Origin of the sequence: Veillonella sp. CHU732 (assembly GCF_003992085.1) — a bacterium.
In the GTDB taxonomy this organism is placed as follows: Bacteria; Bacillota; Negativicutes; order Veillonellales; family Veillonellaceae; genus F0422.
In genome coordinates, this window is record NZ_RQVC01000003.1 from 57,635 (window position 1) to 81,327 (window position 23,693).

The following is a 23,693-nucleotide window of genomic DNA, read 5'->3' on the forward strand; positions in this document are numbered from 1 at the left end:
TAGATGAAATTTTGGAAGCAAATGGGACTGGCTGTCTTAGTGGCTAGCCTTGTGATGGGCTATGGACAAGTATCTGCACAAGTACATGATACTACCTATGAGGTGGTAGGTAGTACTGCATCAACGCCAGATGGGATAGCAGATAGTAGTACATCAATAACATATGGTATAGCTGGTACTAGTGAATTAATGTCAGATGAGGAAGTAGGAATTCCTTTGAGTGAGTATTTAGCTATGGAGAAAAAGAAAAAACAAGAAAAGAAAAAAACGGGCGAAGAAAAAGCAGCAGAGTTCGTGGCGATGCTAGATCAGAATCCATTGCTTGATTTGCGTCAAACCATGGGACCAGAGATTACCGTTAAGCAATTGTCTTCTTCAAAGTTAGCAGAGGTAGGAAAAGGATATGTCTATGCTAACCTAGGTACAGTGGGTACTACCGTTGCTAAAGTAAAGGACTATACAGGGCTGAAGAGCATGAAAGAAGGACTTAATCTAGGACATTATATGGATGTCTATGAATTGCAAGGCGCGGATCAGTATGGATTAAATACAGCTTGGGTTCTTGTATTCCCGCTGCCTAAAGAATGGGTAATGGCCCCAGAATCATATGGAAAAGAGGGACTTTCACCGGCGGAAATGAATACGTATGCGAATGACATGAATGCCTTATTAAAGTATTTTAAAGTTAATATTGGAGAAGATAAAGATATTGATTATTCTCGAGATAAAATTCCAGCAAAGATACGATTACGAAATATGGAACCATTACATACGTTAACAGATAGCAAATATGGTACGATGACAACGGCGGGAACTATAACCTATGATATAAAAGGGATTCAATACCCTGCTTATCTACGGATAGCATTAGTGGGAACACCAAACTATTTTACAACGATTGTAATGGGAACTAGTGAAGTGGAAGGAACATTCTTTAAGCCCTACTTCTTGCAAATGTTACAACATATCAAGTAAGCCTACTTGTCTACAAAATCGATGTGTTCGATGGATAGCAAAGCTCGCTTAATGGACAGCCCTCCGGTATACCCCGTGAGGGCTTTTCCTTTGCCTAGGACACGGTGGCAGGGGATAATAAGAGAAATAGGATTAGCACCAACTGCAGATCCGATGGCTTGGGCTCCTCTTGGAGTGGGTGAGTTGAACACATGTTGGCTCAGTTCGCCGTAGGTAAGGGATGTACCGTAGGGAATATGCTGTAACTGATCCCAAACTTTTTGTTGAAACTCTGTGCCTTGTGGATCTAAGGGGATTGTTATAATTGGGACTTGTCCACCGAAGTATTGGTCTAGCCACTGGATAGTTTGTCGTAAAATAGACGAGGAAATGGTTTCATCTATGACTACTGGTTCTAGAAAGTGTATAGATTGGGTAGGAAAGGTGAGCCCTACTAAGGCAGATGCGGTGGCGTATAGTGTGAGAGTGCCCAAAGGGCTTTCATAAGTAGTATAATTAATGGACATATAGGTACTCCTTATAGAGGTATGCAAATAAAGTACAATAGAAGTATGAAAAATAGCTACACTTCGATACCATTACATGCTATACTAGTGATATGTTATAAATGTCTTATTGGTAATGAAAGGGGACAACTATGAAACAAGTGTATACAGAGCAAGCACCAGCAGCATTAGGACCATATTCTCAAGCTTACAAAGCAAATGGTTTTGTGTTTATTTCTGGTCAAGGTGGTATTGATCCAGCACAAGGCGCTCTAGTAGAAGGTGGCGTAGAAGCACAAACATTGCAAGCGATGAAAAATATCGAAGCTATCTTAAAAGAAGCGGGCACTGATTTTTCTAAAGTTGTTAAAACAACATGCTTTTTAGCAGATATGGGTGATTTTGCTAAATTTAATGCTATTTATGCTGAGTATTTTACCTCTAAACCAGCTCGTAGTTGTGTGGCAGTTAAAACATTACCAGCTAACTTCTTAGTAGAAGTAGAAGTGATTGCCCTAGCAGAATAGTATATCGTATTATACCATAAGCGGTGTAATGAGTACTAAAAAGCTGTTACATTATGATTGTAATGTGGCAGCTTTTTGCTTATGGTTAGATAGTGATAGAAGTAGTGATAGAATAGGTGAAAGTATGTTAAGTAAACCCAAATATTTAAGTACGGTGAAAGCCATTATACATATTATTCTTGGATCGACTGTCTTTGCGGTAGGCGTACAGGGATTTCTTGTGCCACATAAGCTTTTGAGTGGTGGCATTAGTGGTTTAAGCTTGATTGTTTATTATATTACCCAAGGTATTTTAAATTTAGGATCCATCAACTTTCTATTTAATATTCCAGTTCTCTATGCAGCATGGAGATGGTTAGGACGATGGCATCTAGGAATCACCATTTTAGGAACGATTATCATGTCTATCTTGATTAACCTATTATCTCCACTATCAGCTCTGGAATTAACTAAGAATCCAATTATTGGGGGTATTTTAGGTGGCTTATTCTCTGGATTAGGCCTTGGTATTGTCTATCGTGGTGGGGGTAATACTGGTGGTATGGATCCCATCGCTATGATTATTCGTAATCGATTTGGGCTACAGATTGGTAGTATCTTATTTGGTATCAATATGATGATTCTCATCATCGGTGCAATTGTCATTAATATTGAAGCGGCTGCAACCACGTTAATTAGCACTTATTTAGCCGCTATGGTGACAAATAAGGTCATTACTGGATTTAACCAACGAAAGGCGATGTTTATCATTTCCTATAAACCAGTGACGATTTGTAATTTAATCATTGATAAAATTGGCCGTGGTGCCACAATTTTAAACGGAGAAGGTGCCTATACACATCAACCAAAACAGGTTATTATGGTAGTAGTTAGTTTATTACAAGTAGCGCGTTTGAAAGCTGCCGTCGAAGCAGAAGATCCAACAGCATTTATGGTTATCACTGATGCGGCAGAGGTTATCGGCACAGGTTTTTCGACAAGAGCTACGAATGGTGCTGTAGAGCGAGTGTTTCAAACTTGCGATCCAGTAAAAGCAGCTGAAGCAGAGCAAATGATTCATGATGTGCAAATGGCAAGAAATGAGATCCCTTCCAAAGCAAATAAGGAGGAACAATAATATGGTACATCCATTAGCAGGACAACCTGTAAAAAAAGAAGACTTAATTCAGGTGGATACAATTGTGAAAGACTTTTTTCGCATTATCCCTAATCATGAGGTTATAGAAGAACGGGTAAGCTTTGGTACTTCGGGGCATCGAGGAATTGCCTCGAAAGGTACTTTCAATGAATTACATGTAGCAGCCATTGTGCAAGCGATTTGTGATGTACGCCAAGAATTTGGCGCCACAGGACCTTGCTATATTGGACAAGATACACATGCCTTATCACAACCAGCATTGCAAGTGGCAATTGAGGTTTTATTGGGAAATCGTGTGAAAACACGAGTGGATGCACATCGTGAGTTTGTGCCTACCCCAAGTGTATCTCGTGCTATTTTGCGTCATAATGCAGAGGCAGCTGTAGATAATGTAGCAGATGGTATTATTATTACGCCATCCCATAACCCTCCCGAACATGGAGGTATTAAATACAATCCACCTCATGGTGGGCCAGCCGATACAGCAGTGACAAAACGGATTGAAGCGTTAGCCAATGAATATTTAGAAAAGGGATTAGATAGTATTCATCGATTCTCCTTTCATCATTTGGTAGGAGCTCATGAAAGTGCCCATTGCGGTTGTTGTCATCATGAAGAAGAACAAGTAGTAGCCCCTGCAGCTATTTCCTTAGAAGAAGCAGGCCAATATCTAGAGGCTTATGATTTCAAAATGGTCTATGTAAAAGAGTTGCCGCAGATTATTAATATGGAGGCTATCCAACAAGCCAATCCGAAAGTATTAATTAATGCTTTAGGCGGTAGTGGAGGTGCCTATTGGCATGCTATCGCTAAAGAATACAATTTAAATTTTACTATCATTAATAGTGACTATGATCCAACATTTAGTTTCATGTCCTATGACCATGATGGAGCTATTCGGATGGATTGTTCTTCGCCATATGCTATGGCAGAAGTGACAAAAAAACTAGGAGACCATATATTAGCTATCGGAAATGATCCTGACTATGATCGTCATGGTATCGTCACAGAAGAAGGATTACTAGCACCTAACCAATATTTAGTAGTAGCTGCTAAGTATTTGAATGAAACTCGTCCTTGGGAAGGGAAAGGTGTTGGTAAAACAGCAGTTGTTACTGGATTGATGGATGCCTATTGTAAAGATTCCAATCATGCCGTATATGAAGTGCCAGTGGGTTTTAAATATTTTGCCCCATTATTATTTGATGGACGCATTGGCCTAGGGGCAGAGGAGAGTGCAGGAGCGTCCTTCTTGCAACAGGATGGAACCGTATGGACTACAGATAAAGATGGCATCATTCTAGGACTGTTAGCGGTGGAAATGGTAGTCACTACAGGGAAAACTCCAGCACAACACTATGCAGATGTGACAGAACAATGGGGAACACCGGTGTTCCAACGTGTGGATATGCCTTGCACAGCGGAAATAAAAAGTGCTTTAAAAAGTATGAAACCTAGTGATGTGACTATGACAAAATTAGGAGGCAGTCCGATTTTAGATATACGCACTACGTCTTTATTCGAAGAACAACCTATCGATGGTGTTAAAATTGTGACAGAGACAGGTTGGTTTGTAGCACGACCATCAGGAACAGAAAACTTATATAAAATGTATGCAGAGTCCTACTTAGGCGAAGAGGGACTGGCACGTCTGATGGAAGATGGTAAACGTATTATTGAAGGGTTAGTCATAACATCTATATGAGGGGTGGCTGCTTACCAAGTGGATGAAGAACAAGGGATTCCATGAGTTTACTGTGTCTATTCTTGTATGTGCTGTGTTTAACTGATATAATTAATAAATATGGTCTATATAAAGAACTTCGTATTGTAATGATAGACTAGTAGACAATCACTTGTAATAATCATGAAATACCACGTATGGAGGTGGTGGAATGACAGTATATTTATGGGCCTTTGTCATTGCTCTCGTAGTAACGTATATTTGCACACCTTTGGTGAAACAATTTGCTGTTAAGGTAGGTGCTATTGATAAACCAGATGCACGTAAGGTGCATCAAGTGTCGATTCCGCGATTAGGGGGATTGGCTATCTATATTGGCTATATGGTATCTTTGCTGTATAGTGTGAAAGATATATCTTCTGTGAAAGGATTGATTGTAGGTTCCATCATCCTAGTAGCAGTGGGTATTTGGGATGATATTAAGCAAATCGGTCCGAAAACGAAATTGATGGGACAAATTTTGGCGGCTCTTATGTTGCCACTGTTTGGCAATGCCGTGCATTTTATTAGCATTGGGGACCATCTATTGTATTTAGAATATTTTGCCATACCGTTGACAGTATTTTGGATTGTAGGATTTACGAATATTGTGAATCTAATCGATGGATTAGATGGATTGGCAGCAGGGATTTCTCTCATTGCGTGTATTACGATTTGTATCGTGACTTTACAAATGGGGCAAATCGAATTGGCATGCATTACTTTGGCATTAGCCGGGGCAGCTTGTGGGTTCTTGCGGTACAACTTTAATCCTGCTAAAATATTTATGGGTGACACAGGTAGTATGCTTTTGGGCTATACCATGGCGGCTATCTCCGTCATGGGCAGTGTAAAAACAGCAGCGACGGTAGCGTTGGTGGTGCCTGTGATTGTGCTAGGATTACCAATTTTAGATACTTTATTTGCCATTGTACGTCGGCGTATTAATGGACGCCCTGTATTCCAACCAGATAAAGGACATTTGCATCATCGTTTATTGGCGATGGGACTCACACAAAAACAAGCTGTGTTGCTGATGTATGCTATCACTGCACTTTTAGGTTGTGTATCTATCGTGGCAGCGAAAGCTAATTTTGTTATCGGAGTCTTGCTAGTGCTTGTTATACTTTGTGCATGTGTGTGGACCGCAACAAAAATTGGGATTATATCCAAAGACAACGACGTTCGTAAATAGCTATGCAAAACGCCAGGAGCTCATGCTTCATGGCGTTTTTCATTTTTAGGCAAAGGGAAAGCGTGGCACATTCCTTCACAAACGGTATTTCATAATGTTTGTTCAGGAACATGCCACGCTTTCTGGCGATTGCAGAATTAGGTATATTACGCCATGTCGCTTACGCTTATGGCGTTTTGTCTAGTGTTTGCTCACTCTGTGAGGGGGGGAGGGGAACATACCGCGGTCTTTTTGCGTTTTCTTAATGTTAGTAATGAAACGCCATATGCCTTAGATAATCTACTTCGTGGCTGAAGGCGTTTTGCCTGGTATTTACTCACTTTGTATGGGAGGGGGTACCACGCTTTCTAGTGTTTGTAGAATTAAGTATATTACGCCATGTTGCTTACGCTTATGGCGTTTTGCCTCGTACTTGCTCACTCTGTGGGGGAGAGGGGTAGGGCATTTTGTTTGGATATACTTCTTTATAGTTTGTACTAGTATGGAAGGCTTGTACATGATACAATAGAGATAATTGAAAAAGCTTAATAAAGTGATTTAGGAAAGTTTGTATATGACGGCTTTCATGGTAAAGGAAGTAAACGAAATATGTGGGAGGTACTATGTTAAAAGTCATGACCATATTTGGGACACGTCCTGAGGCAATAAAGATGGCGCCTGTTGTTAAGGCTTTGGAAGCAGCGCCTGATATGGAGTCTATTGTAACGGTAACGGCACAGCATAGAGAGATGTTAGATCAGGTGTTGCATTTGTTTTCTATCACTCCAGATTATGATTTAAATATTATGAGCCAAGGGCAAACTTTGTATGATGTTACCTGTCGTGCTTTGATGGGTTTACAAGAGGTATTGAAAGAAGCGAAGCCCGATGTGGTGCTTGTTCATGGAGATACGACAACTACGTTTGTGGGGGCTCTAGCGGCATTTTATGAAGGGATTCCTGTTGGGCATGTGGAGGCAGGTCTTCGGACGGGTAATATTTACTCTCCATTTCCTGAGGAGATGAATCGCAAGTTGACGGGGGCCATTGGGACCTACCATTTTGCACCGACTACTACATCGGAAGCGAATTTATTGAAAGAAAATATAAATCCAGATCACTTGTATGTAACAGGGAATACGGTTATCGATGCGCTGCAAACTACAGTGAAGGAAGACTACACATTTACTGAAGAGTTGCTGAACAAGATTGATTACGTGAACCAAAAGGTTATTTTGGTGACCACTCATCGTCGTGAGAATTTAGGCGATCCCATGCGCAATGTGTATGAGGCAATTCGTGATATTATTGAAGAACATGAAGAGGTTGAAGTTATCTTCCCTATGCACCGAAATCCAAAGGTACGCAGTATTGTACAAGAGGTACTAGGTGATATGCCACGTGTACATTTGATTGAGCCATTAGAATATGAACCATTTGCAAACTTAATGGATCGTACCTATCTTATTATGACAGACTCTGGTGGTATTCAAGAGGAAGCGCCATCTTTGGGTAAACCTGTACTAGTTCTTCGTGATACGACAGAGCGACCTGAAGCTGTCCAAGCAGGTACGGTAAAATTAGTGGGCACTGATAAAGCCACTGTGTACTCCACAGCTAAAGAGTTAATTACGAATGCAGAAATGTATACTGCTATGTCAAATGCAGTGAACCCTTATGGGGATGGATTAGCATCAGAACGAATTGTACAAGCCTTACGGCATGAATTTTTTGAGCATCAAGAAAAACCATCTTCCTTTGGAAAATAATAGTCGATGTATGCATTCTAGTTATAATTAAGTTGATATCTACTTTCATTGACTGTGTAATTCAGGAATGTGCACAGTTTTGAATCAAATCGTCTGAAAAGTTTTGATAGATATAAAATTTATATATTGTTAAAATTGTTCTCATTGGTGGTATAATCTACGATGTTAGAGGTATAGGAGGTATGTCTATGGGGAAAGAAAAATCAGATCTATGGATGGCTATCTCCAAAGCATCAACTACGGGATTTACCATACTTTGTTCTATCGGTATCTGTATGGGGCTTGGTTATGCCATTGATCACTATGTGGGAACGCACCCTTGGGGCGTGCTCCTAGGTGGATTAATCGGTGGATTTCTAGGCCTCTACGGTGTCATACGTCAGTGTATGTAAGGAGACTGTATGAAAGAATATATAACCTATATCAAAAGTCATTGCCGATGGATACTGTCAGTGGCTATACTAGGTGTAGTCGTGTTATGGATACTGGACTGGACTCAGCACATCACGGGTTGGCTATGGGGCATGATGACATATGTTGTATATTTCTTGTATTTAGCCTTTCAAACCTACAAGATGAAAGACGCCACCTTAGACGATGTGAAACGTCGAGTTTGGATTGGTGTTATGAGTCGGTTTAGCTTAATCGTATTGTTAGTAGGCATAAGCACGCAGATCCCTTCTATTTCCATGAAAGGTGTACTAGGCGGAATCTGTGTGTTTGTTCCTATGCAATATGTTGAGTATAGTATGTATGTACGTCAACGTAATAGGGAATCATCTATGTGAAAGGGGGTGGGAATATGGAGTTACATGCAGGGCATCATCATGTTGTTCAATGGATGGGCATATCCTTCAATATGGATACGCTATACATGACGTGGTTAGTGATGGCAATCATTATTGTAGTCACACTATTAGCTACACGGTCACGGGCCATGGTACCACAGGGGATTCAAAATGTGATGGAAGGCGTGCTAGAAGGATTGACTGGTCAGTTTAAAACGAACCTAGGCAATCAGTGGAAGTTTTTAAGCTCCATCCTATTTACGTATTTTCTGTTTATTTTGGTGAGTAATGAATTGGGCTTGATTCCAAGTCCGCATATCTTGGCATCGCCAACAAATGACATTAACACCACCTTGGGATTAGCCATTTCAAGCTCAATTCTTGTATGGATTGTAGGCTTGAAAGTAAAAGGAATTGGCTATTTTAAGCATTTTGTACAGCCATTTAAATTGTTTATCATCATCAACTTAATGGAAGAAATAGCGAAACCTGTCACATTAGCCTTCCGTTTGTTTGGTAACATACTAGCGGGAGAAATTCTTTTAGAATTATTATATGCCTTGGTACCCTATGTACTTCCTATCGTATGGTTAGCCTTTAGTCTAGCAATCGGTATTATTCAAGCGTTTATTTTTGCCATGCTCGTTACCTCGTATTTGGGGATGACAATTGGAGATGGACATTAATAGTTTAGGAGGAAATCATAATGGAATTATTATTAGCAAAAGCGTATGTATTGGTTGGTTCTGCCATTGGCGCTGGTTTAGCAATTGGTTTAGCTGCGATTGGTGCAGGTATTGGTGACGGTCTTGTATCTGGTAAAGCTTTAGAAGGTATGACTCGTCAACCAGAACAATCTGGTAAATTATTTACAAATATGTTAATTTCTGTAGGCTTAATCGAAGCGGTACCTATTATCGCAGCAGTTATCGCGATTGTATTAGTGTTCGCAAACCCATTGGTAGACTTACTTAAATAATAGACATTAGCTAAGAGGAGGTATGACCGTTGGTAGATTTAAACGGCACACTCGTACTTCAGATTTTGAACTTTATTGTGCTAGTGTTGATTTTAGCAAAGTATGCGTATAAACCGTTATTGCAAACCATGGAAGAACGGAAACGTCGCATTGAGAATGATCTTACCAGTGCAGAACAAGCTAGAGAAGAAGCGGCTGCGTTGAAAGCTGAATATACAGCGCAATTGCAAGAAGCTCGTAAAGAAGCACAAGGGATTATCGAGACCGCAAAACAACAAGCAGAAGCAGAATCACAAGCACAAATCAAAGAGTTACGAGCTCAACTAGTGAAAGAAAAAGAAATCGCCCGCCAAGAAATTGAACGGGAACGGGAAAAAGCAATGCAACAAATCCGCGCAGAAGTTGTGAATTTGTCTGTACAAGTGGCTGGTAAGTTAATTGGAAAAGACTTTTCCAGTGCTGATAATGTAGCTCTTGTAGAGGATACCATTGCAAAACTTGATAGTACAACTATAAGGTCGTGATACGATGAGTGTAGAAAGAATTGCAGAAACATATAGCTCCGCTATATTTGAATTAGGACAGGAATCAGGTTTGTTACCACAATTTGATACAGATCTTTCCTATGTGCAAGATTTATTTTCCACCCATGAGGAATTACGCCAAATTTTAATCAATCCTATGTTAGAAGTAGCGGGAAAAAAGAAAATTTTACAACAAATCTTTGGTAGTGAAGTGCATCCATTGATTATGAATTTTCTCAATGTTATGGTGGACCGCCGTCGCAGTCCCTATATCATGGAAACAGCTCGTGCTTACGTAAAACGCTCCCGTGAAAGTCGCGGTATTTTGGAAGCGAAAGTAACGGTTATAGAACCACTTTCAGAGGCAATGCGGGAAAAAGTATTGCGTAAGTTACAAGAGATTACTGGCAAAGAATGTGTCATCGAAGAATATGTGGATCCATCCATCTTAGGTGGCATGGTCATTCAAGTGGGAGACACTCGGATTGATGGAAGTATGGCTAGACGATTGGAAGAATTAAAAAAATCATTGCTTAATGCAAGTACCAATAAGATTGGGGTGAATGGTTAATTATGAAAATGACGCCTGAAGAAATTACTGCCATTATTAAACAGCAGATTCAGGACTATAATGTTGAATTAAATGTAGATGACGTAGGAACTGTTCTGGAAGTTGGGGACGGTATTGCGCATATCTACGGTCTTGAAAAAGCCATGGCTGGCGAATTGTTAGAGTTACCTCATGGCGTATATGGCATGGTACTCAACTTAGAACAAGATAATGTAGGCGCCGTTCTCCTAGGTAATGACTTCTTGATTAAAGAAGGTGATGAAGTGCGCCGTACAGGTCGCATCATGCAGGTTCCTGTAGGAGATGGCTTAATTGGTCGTGTTGTGAATGCTCTTGGTCAACCTATCGATGGTAAAGGCGAAATCGTAGCAGAAACACATCGTCCTGTAGAATATCCAGCACCTGGTATTGCAGATCGTAAATCTGTATTTGAGCCAATGCAAACTGGTTTGAAAGCCATTGATGCGATGGTGCCAATCGGTCGTGGTCAACGGGAGTTGATTATCGGTGACCGTGGTACTGGTAAAACAGCGATTGCTATCGATACGATCTTGAACCAAAAAGGACAAGATGTGATTTGTATCTATGTAGCCATCGGTCAAAAGGAATCTACTGTAGCTCGTGTGGTTCAAAAATTAGAAGAAGCAGGAGCTATGGAATATACAATCGTCGTATCTGCAGGTGCTTCTGAAGGGGCTCCTATGCAGTACTTAGCACCATATTCTGGGGTAGCTATGGGCGAACATTTCATGTACCAAGGTAAACATGTACTTTGCGTATATGATGATTTAACAAAACAAGCGGCTGCATACCGTGCGATGAGTTTGTTATTACGTCGTCCTCCAGGACGTGAAGCGTACCCTGGTGACGTATTCTACTTACATTCTCGTTTATTGGAACGTTCTGCCAAAGTATCCGATGAATTGGGTGGCGGTTCTATTACGGCTTTACCAATTATCGAAACACAAGCAGGTGACGTATCTGCCTACATCCCAACAAACGTAATCTCCATCACTGATGGACAAATTTTCTTGGGTACAGATATGTTCTATTCTGGCGTTCGTCCAGCAGTTGACGTAGGTTTATCCGTATCTCGTGTAGGTGGTAGTGCGCAAATTAAAGCGATGAAACAAGTAGCTGGTAAATTGCGCTTGGAATTGGCACAGTATCGTGAATTAGCGGCTTTCGCGCAGTTCGGTTCTGATTTGGATGCATCTACAAAAGCACAATTGGATCGTGGTGAACGCTTAACTGAAATGTTGAAACAACCACAATACTCTCCGTTAAAAGTAGAAGAGCAAGTGGTGTGTTTATATGCAGGTATTAATGGCTATTTCAAACGATTAGCTGTTCATGATGTACCAGCATTCCAAGATGCTTTATTACACTATGTACATGGTAATTATGCCAATGTATTAGCATCAATTAGAGATACTAAGAAATTAGAAGAAGATACAGAGAAAACATTGCAACAAGCGATTTTAGAATGTATTGATGTCTTTGGTGCTACTCACGAATTATTACCAGAGGAGGCGTAATCTATGAGTAGTGCACAAGACTTACGCAAGCGTATAAAAAGTGTCACTAATACGCAGCAAATTACAAAAGCTATGAAGATGGTAGCATCTGCTCGTCTACGTCGTGCACAACAAAAAGCGAAAGGTACTGAACCTTATACAGAATGTCTCCGCCACATGCTGCATCAAAGCATGTCCTCTCTAGATGGGGGCGCAGATTTACCGCTACTCACAGTTCGTCCTGTGAATAAGGTAGCCTATGTGGTGGTAGGCGCGGATAAAGGGTTGGCCGGTGCTTATACTAGTAATATCATTAAATACGTGCAATCATTGCTCAAGGATGCGCCAACAGATGCCTATGGTTTATTTACAGTGGGGCGTAAGCCAACGGAATACTTCACAGGTCATGGCTATTCTGTAGTATCTGATTTGCAAGGATTTTCTGATAAACCAGGCTTTCATCATGCTCAAGACATTGTAGAACAAGTGAAAACCATGTTCTTGTCTGGTGAGGTAGATGAAGTAGTATTGGTATACACTAAGTTTGTGAACTCCTTATTGCAAGAAGTGACTCATGAGCGCTTATTACCTCTTTCATTAGAGTCCGATACAGCAGAGGCCGGAGAAAGTTTATTCTATCCGGACCAAGGGTCTGTATTGGAACAATTGTTGCCAGCCTATGTGGAAAGCACTGTATATAATGCATTGCTACATGGGGCGGCTAGTGAATTAGGTGCCCGTATGACGGCCATGACATCCGCTACTGATAATGCAGGCGAATTGATTGGTACCTTGCACTTAGAATACAATAAGTTGCGCCAAGCAGGTATTACTAACGAAATTTCTGAAATCGTAGGCGGTGCAAACGCATTGCAATAATAGATAAAGGAGTATCTCGTATATGAGTACAAATATAGGTAAAGTAGTTCAGGTTATTGGACCGGTGGTAGACGTAGTCTTCCCAAAAGGTGAATTGCCTGCTATTTACAACGCAATTACTATTACAAAAGGCGACGAACAAGCATCCAAGATTGTTGTAGAAGTGATGCAACATTTAGGGGATGACACAGTTCGTTGTGTAGCCATGAGTTCCACTGATGGATTGACTCGTGGTATGGAAGCAGTGGACACAGGTGCCGCTATTTCCGTTCCTGTTGGTGATGGTGTATTAGGTCGTATTTTCAACGTATTAGGCGAAACAGTAGACCATGATCCAGCAGAAGTGAAAGTGAATGAACATTGGCCAATTCACCGTGCGGCTCCAAAATTTGATGAATTAGCACCAGAAACTAATATTTTAGAAACTGGTATTAAAGTCGTAGACTTAATTGCTCCGTATGTAAAAGGTGGTAAAATCGGTCTATTTGGTGGTGCTGGTGTAGGTAAAACAGTTCTAATCATGGAATTGATTCATAACATCGCTACAGAACACGGTGGTTATTCCGTATTCGCAGGGGTTGGTGAACGTACCCGTGAAGGGAATGACCTTTGGAATGAAATGAAAGAGTCTGGCGTATTGTCTAAAACAGCGCTTGTGTATGGACAGATGAATGAGCCTCCTGGAGCTCGTATGCGCGTAGCTTTAACAGGTTTGACGATGGCGGAATATTTCCGTGATGTACAACAACAAGACGTGTTGTTATTCGTAGATAACATTTTCCGTTTCATCCAAGCTGGTTCCGAAGTATCTGCCTTACTAGGTCGTATGCCATCTGCCGTTGGTTACCAACCAACATTGGCCAATGACGTAGGGGCATTACAAGAACGTATTACATCCACAAAAGAAGGTTCCATTACGTCTGTACAAGCCGTGTATGTACCTGCCGATGACTTGACTGACCCAGCGCCAGCAGCGACATTTGCTCACTTGGATGCTACTACAGTATTGTCTCGTTCCATTGCAGAACTTGGTATTTACCCAGCTGTGGATCCATTGGATTCCACTAGCCGTATCTTGGATCCATTAGTATTAGGGGAAGAACATTACTCCGTAGCTCGTGGCGTACAAGAAGTACTTCAAAAATACAAAGATTTACAAGATATCATTGCTATCTTAGGTATGGAAGAATTGTCTGAAGCGGATAAATTGACCGTAGCTCGTGCTCGTAAAATTCAACGTTTCTTGAGTCAACCATTCTTCGTAGCTGAAGTATTTACAGGCAGTCCTGGTAAATATGTGCCATTGAAAGAAACATTGCGTGGTTTCCGTGAAATCCTAGAAGGTAAACATGATGACTTACCGGAAAGTGCTTTCTACATGGTGGGAACTATCGATGAAGCTGTTGCCAAAGGAAGGGACATGTTAGGGAAAGGAGAATAATCTATGAGTACCATGCATGTAACAATTATTACTCCTGATGAAACAGTGTTTTCTGGAGACGCAACGATGGTGGTAGGAAAAGCTCTTGATGGAGAGTTTGGTATCCAGCCACATCATATGCCTTTAGTGAGCGCTTTGGCGCCAGGGGCGATTCGCATTGACCATGAGGGCAAACGTGAAGAGTTTATCCTTCCAGGGGGATTCCTAGAAGTGGAAAATAATTCTGTGTATATCACGACGGCCTCTTGTGAACGTGCTTAATTACATATCGAAGAGATAGAAAAAGGGTTGTACCGAACTACTGTAGTAGTGTTGGTACAACCCTTTTATGGTATGAATAGCTATTTAAATATTATTTTGGATAAGGTATAAAGCAATTAAGCGGTTCCGTGAATAAGATGATATATACATAGATAGTACCATATACAATAGAAGAAAATTGCTATGAATACATTTACTGTCCAATGTTGTTTTATGTATATATTAATTATGGATAGTATCTAAAAATAACTTAATGCGGCGTAACGCCTCTTGGATGGTTTCCTTAGAGGAAGCATAGGAGCAACGAATGCGGTTAGCACCGCAGGTGCCGAAGGCAGATCCTGGGACAACGGCTACATGTTGTTGCTCTAGCAATTGTTCACAGAAATCTTCATCGGATAAACCGGTTTGAGAAATATCTGGGAACACATAGAAAGCTCCTTCTGGTATGGCGATAGGTAGGCCCATGTCTTGGAAGCCTTTTACGATCATGTCACGTCGTTCTAGGTAATCTTGTCGCATAGCGATAACGGAGTCGTCGCATTCGTTTAGGGCCACGATGGCAGCGTGTTGTACTGGTGTAGCCGGTGCGACGATGCTGTACTGATGCAATTTAATGCAAGCTGTAATGAATTCAGAAGGTGCACAAAGGAAGCCGATGCGAAGACCTGTCATGGCATAAGACTTGGAGAAACCGTTTAAGATGATAGTGCGCTCTTTCATGCCCGGCAAGGATGCCATAGATACATGGTCCTTGTGGTAGGTTAACTCTGAGTAAATTTCGTCAGAGATGATGATTAGATTATGGGATTTAGCGAACTCGGCGATAGGCAATAAATCTTCATAGTCCATGATGGCCCCCGTAGGATTGCTTGGGTAACACATTAAAATAGCTTTTGTTTTTTCTGTCACAAGCTTTTCCAATTCTTCTACACGAAGTTTGAAGCCATCTTCTAAATGCGTCGGTACAGGCACAGCCTTGCCTCCGCACATGTGGACCTCTGCTTGATGAGCCACGTAGGATGGATTTGGGATTAACACCTCGTCTCCTTCGTTTAAGAGGGCCCGTAAAGACAAATCGATGGCTTCACTAGCGCCGATGGTAAGCATCATTTCATCCGTGCCGTAAGACACATGGTAACGACGGTTGTACCAGTTACTGATGGCCTCACGCAATGGCAAGATTCCTGCGTTCGGAGAGTAGTTAGTTTCTCCTCGTTCTACGCTAGCCACAAGTGCATCTAGCACAGGTTGAGGGGGAATGTAATCGGGCTCCCCTACGCAAAGAGAAATCACATCGTCCATAGACATGGCTTTTTCCCAAAATTTACGAATCCCAGAAGGGGGTAATGTTTGTGTCATAGTTGAAAGATAATTGTTCCAGTTCATAGATTGTCCTTTCTGATACATGATGCATGTATCTCTATGTCAAATGTCAGGATGTTGTGTCAACTGATATGGATAGTTGCTCTTAAGAGTGTATACAGGCGGTCACAACACCTAGTGGAATGATAGAATAAATAATAGTAACAGTGTACCACATTCTTAGAAAAGAACCTAGTCGATTATAGGTTCTTTTTTATTGCATATAGTGTATAATTGTATGTATGACATAGCATTTCATAGGAACTTATGTCATACTATAAGAATAGAGAAATAGTCTCGAAGAATTGTTACAACCTAGTAGAATGTAACAGGCTTTCACGAAGATACTCACAAGATAGAATAGATACAGTTGTAATGATGGGAAAGGAGTCACCAATGGAAACATTTTCCGTTACCTATGCATTGCATGTTCCCACCTATGAAGAGGCGAAGCAAGTGGCTTGGTCCATACAGGTGGAGCAAACCATTGAATTTCCTTATGAATTATTAGGTGAAAGTGATCCACGCCGTCATATGGTGGGGCAATTGCTTTCCTTAATAGAAACAGAAGATTGTTTTTTTGCAAAGATTGCCTATCCGGTGGAGACATCAGGATTGGAAGTGACGCAGTTTTTAAATGTAGTCTTTGGGAACTCGTCGTTGCAACCACACATTTGGGTGGTGGATATAGAGTTGAGCCCAAGTTTAGTAAACGCATTTCAAGGTCCTAAGTTTGGCTTAGCTGGCATTCGAGAATTATGCCAGACCCCAACTCGTCCTATGATTCAAGCTGTTATTAAACCGATGGGTACGCCCAATGAAGAATTGGCTCGTATGTGTCATGCCTATACCATGGGCGGTGCCGATGTGATCAAGGATGACCATGGATTGACGAATCAATCCTTTTCTCCTTTCAAAGATCGGGTGTCACGTTGTGCCTATGCAGTACAAGAGGCGAATGCTAAGAGCGGCCATCATAGCCTCTATGCAGCTAATGTATCTGGGGACGGTACAGATGTGCTAGAACGGGCTCATTATGCGAAAGAAGCAGGTGCTACTGCTCTGATGGTGGCGCCGTCTTTAATCGGATTTGGATGGCTCCATCGATTGGCCACAGATGATTCCTTGAACTTGCCATTAATTGTCCATCCATCGATGATGGGGGGATTCACGTTGCCAGGCACATCAGGAATTGCTGCTACGATTTGGATGGGCTTATTGCCACGTATTTTCGGTGGGGATATGAATATTTTTGTGTCCTATGGTGGACGATTTACATTTAAACCAGACTTATGTCGTCAAATTTGTGATAGTAATCGTGGACCATTGGCGTCGATGAAATCGTCTTGTCCATCTCCAGGTGGTGGTGTGACTGAGGCGCGTTTGCCAGAGTTGGTGAGCATTTATGGCAAAGATACCATGTTCCTTGTAGGGGGCGATATGTTCCGCCGAGGACCAGATTTAACAGAGAATATGAAAGCTTTCATAGATGTATTAGAAAGATGCTAGGAGATATGACATTGCAAGATAAAGAGTTAGAAGTTCATGTCCTAGCTAGTGGAAGCAAAGGGAATTGCACCATTATTCGCAGTTCTCACAGTGCAGTGATTATTGATGCAGGTATTAGTTGTCGAAGGATAACCAATGCCTTGCAGGATTTGGAAATACCGAAGCATATGGTAGAAGGCATTGTCATTACCCATGAACATTCTGACCATATTGCAGGGGTACCTCAAATGATTAAACAAATGGGCTTACCCATTATTACAAAACCTAATACAGCGCGGCGCCTTATGGATAAATTTAGCGTATCTGCGGAGTGCTTTCAAACGTTAGGGGCGACGGAAGTGACCATAGGAGATATGGTATTACAACCATTTTCTACTAGCCATGATGCGGTAGATCCCATTGGGGTCACTTGTTATAAAGGGCAGACAAAAGCGGCGTTAATAACGGATACAGGCATGGTATCAAAGGAGATGTTAGCGCATCTGCATGATACAAATTTATTGGTATTGGAAGCCAACTATGATGAGCATATGTTGTTATATGGACCATACTCGCCAGATTTAAAACGGCGTGTGAAAGGGAATGTAGGTCATTTGTCGAATGTGACGGCGATGAAAGTGTTGTCAGCCCTGAGACGACCTAAGGGTATGGAAGTAATTTTTGCCCATCGTTCGGAGCAGAACAATTCGCTCCATTTAGTAGAGCAACTATCAGAGCGCTTGCTAACTTGGTGCAAAACACAAGGTCAAGAAGGGTTTACTGCACATCATGGAGATCAAAAGGAATATACATCCATTGGTATCGATGGAAAATAATAGTATCCATTGGTATGTATAGTAGCCAACATGGTCCCGAAGTGGGAATGCAGTAAGCGTCGTAGGAGATAGTATAGTATGAAATTTTCTATCTATTGTATAGGAAAGTTAAAAGAGCCCTATTTACGAGAAGGGGTAGCAGAGTTTGTAAAGCGAACACAACCTTATGGGGGTGTGACGATTACAGAGTTGCCTGAAAGTAAATTGGGGGATAAACCGAGCCCATCAGATAAGCAAAAAGCGCTCTATGATGAAGGGCAACGGTTATTGAAATACGTCACACCTCAGTCTTTTGTGGTGCTTTTGGATGTATATGGAAAACAGATGAGTTCCGACGACTTGGCAAAGCGGATTAGTGAATTAGAAGTACAAGGGCATAGCGAGATGGTGTTCTTCATTGGTGGCGCCTTTGGGGTGTCTGAAGAGCTGCGACAACGGGCAAACTGGAAATTGTCCATCAGTCCTATGACTTTCACCCATCAAATGGTGCGCCTTGTACTGGTAGAACAATTATATAGAGCTTGTAAGATTAATCGAAATGAACCATATCATTGGTAGGAAAGGAGATATGCATGGCAAGTGCAATTGAAAAAGGAATTACTTATGTGTCAGCAGATGTACAGGAATTGTCCATAGAAGATCCGGAATTTGTGAGACACTATTCTACAGAATTAACAGAGGGGAAAGAAGATATTCTTGCGATTCAAAGTGAAATACAAACACTGGTACAAGGATATGAGGCACTCTTTGTCGAATTAGAAGAAAAGGGAATATCTAACATATTAGAAGAACGTCGTCATATGGTTCTCGATGGTATACGAGAATATGAGAATGTAACAAGTACAATTTGTACCGTATTGGATACCTATGTAGATATGGCGAATATGATTCAACAAATGGAAACTTCTGGTGGTAATCCAGCTTATTTATTCCATCGTAAACACGAATTATTAGAACAAAACGTAGAATTGAATAAAATTTTTGACCGTGTAGATTATTATATTTCTACAGTGGTGGATATGCTTGCGAAAGAAACGGAACTTGCGAAAGCAGTAGTAGAAGGGGCACTAGGTGTATCGGAAGAAGAAACGATGCAAATTTTATTCTTGCATCAAACTGTATTGAGTTCCTGCGTAGAAATTAATAAGGCTTTGGTAGAACGGTTGCAAATAATGGTACCGCGTCTTGAAGGGTTACGAGAAGATGTGATGAAAGTGCAAGTTCATTCCGTAGCCAATGACGTAGAAGAGCGTAGAAAACGATTACAAGAATTACGTCAACAAGCAAAAGTGGAAGATGTGACAGATTATGCGGACTTAGAAGGTCAATATCGTCATAATTATGATGAAGAAGGCAACCACATAGGCACAGAAGAAGGTGGAGATGGTGGTAACCGCAAAAGTTTAACAGCTATTTTGGTTGTAACAGCAATAGTAATAGCTATCTTTGCTGCGTATGTATATATGAAATAGGAGGAACCGACTATGACATTACAAGAAATTATGAACAAATACCCAATTACTGTTGGTAAAGATGAACAGATTACGAATGTAGCTAAATTGATGGTGAAACACAATTTAACGGCCATTGCTGTCGTAGATGAAGAGAATAAATTAATTGGTATTGTATCGGAAGGGGACTTATTGTATAAAAAAGTTCGGCCTCATGCACCACATTACATCAATATTTTAGGTGCTAATATTTACTACGGTGGCATCGGTGAATACGATGGACAATTTAGAAAATTGATGGCTACTCATGTAGAAGAAATTATGACTACAGAAGTAATTACTGCCTATGCAGATGCAGAGGTAGAAGCAACTGTAGGGGCTATGGTAGAAAAACATTTGAAAAATTTGCCAGTTGTTGATGATGCGTATCATTTGATTGGCATGGTAAGTCGTCATGATATCATGAAACTTATCGCAGAAGAACAAGGTAAATAGGGAAATAATTGCACTATTGACAACTTTATGATAATATTAAGAATGCAATATTAAAACTTATAATTTGGGTGCAGTATACCCTAAGGAGGAAATAGTTTCATGAAAGCAACTGTAACTGCTGTTGATCAGCACAAGGTATCTATTACAATTGAAATTCCAGCGGAAGACGTGAAAAAAGGTTTTGCACAAGCTGTAAAACGCATCGCTGGCCAAGTTAACATTCCAGGTTTCCGTAAGGGTAAAGCACCTCGTAAAGTGTTGGAAATGAACTATGGTAAAGAAGCTATCGCTGAAGAAGCGTTTGAATTATTAGCTGGCCGTGCTTACACAGAAGCACTTCGTGAAAACGAAATCGTTCCTGTTAGCAATCCAGAAATCGAACGTGAACAATTCGAAGAAGGTAAAGATTTAATCTTCAAAGCAACAGTAGTAAAACAACCAGAAGTAACTTTGGGTGACTACAAAGGTTTAGAAGTAGAAAAACAAGATGCGACGATCACTGATGAACAAGTAGAAGAACAATTGAACAATATCCGTAGCCAACAAGCTAAAATGGTAGCAGCTCCAGAAGATGCAACTGTACAAAATGATGACTTTGCTACAATCGACTTCAAAGGTTTCATCGATGGTGAAGCATTTGATGGTGGTGAAGGCAAATCCTACCCATTGCAAATCGGATCTGGTAGCTTTATTCCAGGCTTCGAAGAACAATTAATCGGTCACAAAGCTGGCGAAGATGTAACTATTACTGTATCTTTCCCAGAAGATTACTTCGTGGCAGAATTAGCTGGTAAAGAAGCAAAATTTGAATGTCATATCCATGATATTAAACGTAAAGAATTACCAGAAATCACTGATGAATTCGTACGTTCCGTATCTGTAGGTCAAGGTAAAACTGAACCATCTTACAATACAGCAGAAGAATTCGTAGCCGATCTTCGCAAACGTATGGAAGATGATGCAGCACGTCGTGCTATCGATGCGTACAATGCAGGTTTAGTAGAATTAGCTGTTAAAAATGCAACAGTAGATATCCCTGAAATTATGATTGAAGACCGCGCTGAACAAATGGTTCAAGAATTAGCAATGAATCTTGAAGGTCGTGGTTTAAAATTAGAAGACTACTTGAAATTCTCCAACAAAACTATTGAAGAATTACGTGAAGAAAATAAAGCGGCAGCTGCTGAAAACGTTCGCGCTGACTTAGTATTAGATGAAATTGCAAAAGCAGAAGGCGTTGAAGTAACTCCAGAAGACATGAACTATGAAATCTTTGCTATGTCCCAACAATTCGGTGCTGATCCTAAAGAAGTATACGATATCATTGTAAAAGAAGGTCGTGTATCTATGTTAGCAAGTTCCGTAGCACGCAAAAAAGCAGCTCGTTTCATCATTGAGAATGCTAAAGGTGCTGAAAAAGCTGAATAATTGCTAATGCAGGTACATGTATAAGAGGTGTTAGATGTCTATGTATGTGCCAATCGTAGTAGAGCAAACTGGTCGTGGTGAGCGATCCTACGATATTTATTCTCGTCTATTAAAAGATCGAATTATTCTATTGAGTGGCCCTATTGATGATACGGTAGCTAATAGTATCGTAGCCCAATTGCTATTCTTAGAATCGGAAGATCCAGATAAAGACATTCACCTATACATTAATAGCCCAGGCGGCGTGGTAACTGCAGGTATGGCAATTTATGATACTATGCAGTACATTAAACCTGATGTGTCTACCATATGCGTAGGTTCAGCGGCTAGTATGGGTTCCTTGTTGCTCACAGCGGGAGCACCTGGTAAACGGTATGCGTTGCCACACTCTCGCATTATGATTCACCAACCTTTGGGCGGTGTGCAAGGGCAAGCGTCTGAAATTGAAATTCACGCTCGTGAAATTTTACGGTTACGAGAAGAATTAAATGGGGTATTAGCGCATCATACGGGTCAACCAATAGAAGTGATTGCGCAAGATACAGATCGTGATAATTTCATGTCTGCAGAAGCGGCAAAAGCATATGGTTTGATTGATGAAGTGTTAACGCGCCCATCCTCAACAGAAAAATAAGGAGACAGGGGTTTGAATAAAGACGATAAAGAAAGACGTTGTAATTTTTGCGGTAGAGCAGAAACAGAAGTCGAACGATTGATAGCAGGTCCTAATGTGTTCATTTGTAATGAATGTATTGATGTATGCCAGCATATTATTGAGGAAGACAAAATTGAAGAACTACCGGAAACGTTTGATTTAAACGATATCCCGACTCCAAAAGAAATTAAAGCTCATCTTGATCAGTATGTCATTGGTCAAGATGACGCTAAAGTTTCCTTGTCTGTAGCCGTATATAATCATTACAAACGTTTGCAACATGATAATGTCATCGATGATGTGGAACTACAAAAGTCCAATGTACTGTTTATTGGGCCCACAGGTAGTGGTAAAACATTATTGGCTCAAACATTAGCAAAAATGTTACAAGTACCATTTGCCATGGCAGATGCTACTAGTTTGACAGAGGCAGGCTATGTGGGGGAAGACGTAGAAAACATTCTTCTCAAACTAATCCAAGCTGCCGACCATGATATAGAGCTAGCTGAACGCGGTATCATCTACATTGATGAAATCGATAAAATTGCTCGTAAATCAGAAAATCCGTCCATTACTCGCGATGTATCTGGCGAAGGTGTACAACAAGCATTACTGAAAATCCTAGAAGGAACAGTAGCCTCTGTGCCACCACAAGGGGGACGGAAACATCCTAATCAAGAGATGTTACACTTAGATACAACAAATATCTTGTTTATTTGCGGCGGTGCTTTCGATGGCATGGAAAAAGTGATCACGAAACGGACTGCAAAAAAAACATTAGGTTTTGGTGCAGATATTCAAAAGAAAGAGGAGAAAGATGTAGCCTCTATCTTGAAAGAAGTTGTGCCAGAAGACTTACAAAAATTCGGATTAATTCCTGAATTTATCGGACGATTGCCAGTGATGGTTACGCTCAGCCCACTTGATGAAGAGGCATTAATTAAAATTTTGACAGAGCCTAAAAATGCATTGACTAAGCAATACGAAAAAATGCTGTCTTTAGATGATGTAAAATTAGTCTTTGAATCAGATGCACTCCGTGAGATTGCGAAAGAAGCCTTAGAACGCAATACGGGAGCACGCGGATTACGGGCCATTATCGAAAAAGTTATGAAACGTGTGATGTATGAAGTACCATCTATGAAAGATGTAAAAGAATGCATTGTAACAGACAAAGCGGTTCGTGGCGAAGAAGAGCCAATACTCAACAAATGAGTCCACGCT

At 40.8% G+C, this 23,693-nt stretch carries 26 protein-coding genes; 24 read left to right on the forward strand and 2 right to left on the reverse strand.

Going from position 1 to position 23,693, the window contains the following annotated elements; genetic code table 11:
- The first annotated feature begins 3 nt into the window (after positions 1-3).
- On the forward strand, positions 4-975 hold the full coding sequence (locus tag EO121_RS01965; RefSeq protein WP_127165635.1) for a hypothetical protein: 972 nt from the start codon (positions 4-6) through the stop codon (positions 973-975).
- 2 nt (positions 976-977) lie between these two features.
- Here EO121_RS01965 and EO121_RS01970 read toward each other — a convergent pair whose 3' ends face one another.
- On the reverse strand, positions 978-1,481 hold the full coding sequence (locus EO121_RS01970) for a methylated-DNA--[protein]-cysteine S-methyltransferase (RefSeq protein ID WP_127165637.1): 504 nt from the start codon (positions 1,479-1,481) through the stop codon (positions 978-980).
- A 131-nt stretch (positions 1,482-1,612) separates the two neighbouring features.
- Between EO121_RS01970 and EO121_RS01975 the strand changes: the two genes are divergently transcribed.
- From EO121_RS01975 to atpC, 15 genes are all read left to right on the forward strand, one after another.
- Complete coding sequence (locus EO121_RS01975) at positions 1,613-1,987, forward strand: RidA family protein (protein ID WP_009353332.1); 375 nt, start codon at positions 1,613-1,615, stop codon at positions 1,985-1,987.
- 124 nt (positions 1,988-2,111) lie between these two features.
- On the forward strand, positions 2,112-3,104 hold the full coding sequence (locus EO121_RS01980; protein ID WP_127165639.1) for a YitT family protein: 993 nt from the start codon (positions 2,112-2,114) through the stop codon (positions 3,102-3,104).
- 1 nt (position 3,105) lies between these two features.
- On the forward strand, positions 3,106-4,830 hold the full coding sequence (locus tag EO121_RS01985) for a phosphoglucomutase (protein WP_127165641.1): 1,725 nt from the start codon (positions 3,106-3,108) through the stop codon (positions 4,828-4,830).
- A gap of 190 nt (positions 4,831-5,020) precedes the next feature.
- Positions 5,021-6,043, forward strand: a complete 1,023-nt coding sequence (locus EO121_RS01990; protein ID WP_127068365.1) for a glycosyltransferase family 4 protein — start codon at positions 5,021-5,023, stop codon at positions 6,041-6,043.
- Between the two features lie 602 nt (positions 6,044-6,645).
- Positions 6,646-7,791 carry a non-hydrolyzing UDP-N-acetylglucosamine 2-epimerase gene (wecB, locus tag EO121_RS01995; RefSeq protein WP_127165643.1) on the forward strand — a complete coding sequence of 382 codons (1,146 nt, stop codon included), beginning with the start codon at positions 6,646-6,648 and terminating at the stop codon, positions 7,789-7,791.
- A gap of 188 nt (positions 7,792-7,979) precedes the next feature.
- Positions 7,980-8,183, forward strand: a complete 204-nt coding sequence (locus tag EO121_RS02000) for an AtpZ/AtpI family protein (RefSeq protein WP_164723754.1) — start codon at positions 7,980-7,982, stop codon at positions 8,181-8,183.
- 9 nt (positions 8,184-8,192) lie between these two features.
- A complete protein-coding gene (locus tag EO121_RS02005; RefSeq protein ID WP_127010979.1) occupies positions 8,193-8,579 on the forward strand; it encodes an ATP synthase subunit I in 387 nt (128 codons plus the stop codon).
- Between the two features lie 14 nt (positions 8,580-8,593).
- Positions 8,594-9,265 (forward strand): F0F1 ATP synthase subunit A, encoded by a 672-nt coding sequence (gene atpB / locus EO121_RS02010; protein WP_009353413.1) that lies wholly within the window; start codon positions 8,594-8,596, stop codon positions 9,263-9,265.
- Between the two features lie 20 nt (positions 9,266-9,285).
- Entirely contained in the window at positions 9,286-9,558 is a 273-nt protein-coding gene (gene atpE, locus EO121_RS02015; RefSeq protein WP_009353316.1) for a F0F1 ATP synthase subunit C, read from the forward strand.
- A 29-nt stretch (positions 9,559-9,587) separates the two neighbouring features.
- The gene (gene atpF, locus EO121_RS02020) at positions 9,588-10,082 is read left to right on the forward strand and encodes a F0F1 ATP synthase subunit B (protein WP_009353350.1); all 495 of its coding nucleotides are present in this window, start codon (positions 9,588-9,590) and stop codon (positions 10,080-10,082) included.
- A 4-nt stretch (positions 10,083-10,086) separates the two neighbouring features.
- A complete protein-coding gene (atpH, locus tag EO121_RS02025; protein ID WP_062401500.1) occupies positions 10,087-10,653 on the forward strand; it encodes an ATP synthase F1 subunit delta in 567 nt (188 codons plus the stop codon).
- A 2-nt stretch (positions 10,654-10,655) separates the two neighbouring features.
- Positions 10,656-12,191, forward strand: coding sequence for a F0F1 ATP synthase subunit alpha (gene atpA / locus EO121_RS02030; RefSeq protein ID WP_126938836.1), 1,536 nt, complete (start codon positions 10,656-10,658; stop codon positions 12,189-12,191).
- A 3-nt stretch (positions 12,192-12,194) separates the two neighbouring features.
- On the forward strand, positions 12,195-13,049 hold the full coding sequence (gene atpG, locus EO121_RS02035) for an ATP synthase F1 subunit gamma (RefSeq protein ID WP_127165644.1): 855 nt from the start codon (positions 12,195-12,197) through the stop codon (positions 13,047-13,049).
- Positions 13,050-13,071: 22 nt separating this feature from the next.
- Positions 13,072-14,490, forward strand: a complete 1,419-nt coding sequence (gene atpD, locus EO121_RS02040; protein WP_009353331.1) for a F0F1 ATP synthase subunit beta — start codon at positions 13,072-13,074, stop codon at positions 14,488-14,490.
- A 3-nt stretch (positions 14,491-14,493) separates the two neighbouring features.
- Positions 14,494-14,751, forward strand: a complete 258-nt coding sequence (atpC, locus tag EO121_RS02045; protein WP_127135749.1) for an ATP synthase F1 subunit epsilon — start codon at positions 14,494-14,496, stop codon at positions 14,749-14,751.
- A gap of 222 nt (positions 14,752-14,973) precedes the next feature.
- Here the strand turns inward: atpC and EO121_RS02050 are convergent, their stop codons facing one another.
- On the reverse strand, positions 14,974-16,161 hold the full coding sequence (locus EO121_RS02050) for a pyridoxal phosphate-dependent aminotransferase (protein ID WP_370447194.1): 1,188 nt from the start codon (positions 16,159-16,161) through the stop codon (positions 14,974-14,976).
- 351 nt (positions 16,162-16,512) lie between these two features.
- Here EO121_RS02050 and EO121_RS02055 point away from each other — a divergent pair, with 351 nt between their 5' ends.
- The 8 genes from EO121_RS02055 (at position 16,513) to clpX (ending at position 23,684) form a co-directional block, all read left to right on the forward strand.
- Positions 16,513-17,625 (forward strand): RuBisCO large subunit C-terminal-like domain-containing protein, encoded by a 1,113-nt coding sequence (locus EO121_RS02055; protein ID WP_127165648.1) that lies wholly within the window; start codon positions 16,513-16,515, stop codon positions 17,623-17,625.
- A complete protein-coding gene (locus EO121_RS02060; RefSeq protein WP_127165650.1) occupies positions 17,619-18,440 on the forward strand; it encodes an MBL fold metallo-hydrolase in 822 nt (273 codons plus the stop codon). The genes EO121_RS02055 and EO121_RS02060 overlap by 7 nt, the downstream gene beginning before the upstream one ends.
- 78 nt (positions 18,441-18,518) lie before the next feature.
- Positions 18,519-18,998: a 23S rRNA (pseudouridine(1915)-N(3))-methyltransferase RlmH gene (gene rlmH / locus EO121_RS02065; protein WP_127165652.1), complete on the forward strand. Its 480-nt coding sequence runs from the start codon at positions 18,519-18,521 to the stop codon at positions 18,996-18,998.
- 14 nt (positions 18,999-19,012) lie between these two features.
- A complete protein-coding gene (locus EO121_RS02070) occupies positions 19,013-19,912 on the forward strand; it encodes a hypothetical protein (protein WP_127165654.1) in 900 nt (299 codons plus the stop codon).
- Positions 19,913-19,924: 12 nt separating this feature from the next.
- Complete coding sequence (locus EO121_RS02075; protein WP_127165656.1) at positions 19,925-20,386, forward strand: CBS domain-containing protein; 462 nt, start codon at positions 19,925-19,927, stop codon at positions 20,384-20,386.
- A 99-nt stretch (positions 20,387-20,485) separates the two neighbouring features.
- Positions 20,486-21,814, forward strand: a complete 1,329-nt coding sequence (gene tig, locus EO121_RS02080) for a trigger factor (protein ID WP_127165658.1) — start codon at positions 20,486-20,488, stop codon at positions 21,812-21,814.
- Between the two features lie 40 nt (positions 21,815-21,854).
- The gene (gene clpP / locus EO121_RS02085) at positions 21,855-22,448 is read left to right on the forward strand and encodes an ATP-dependent Clp endopeptidase proteolytic subunit ClpP (RefSeq protein WP_206168537.1); all 594 of its coding nucleotides are present in this window, start codon (positions 21,855-21,857) and stop codon (positions 22,446-22,448) included.
- Positions 22,449-22,460: 12 nt separating this feature from the next.
- The gene (gene clpX / locus EO121_RS02090) at positions 22,461-23,684 is read left to right on the forward strand and encodes an ATP-dependent Clp protease ATP-binding subunit ClpX (protein WP_127161159.1); all 1,224 of its coding nucleotides are present in this window, start codon (positions 22,461-22,463) and stop codon (positions 23,682-23,684) included.
- The last annotated feature ends 9 nt before the right edge of the window (positions 23,685-23,693 follow it).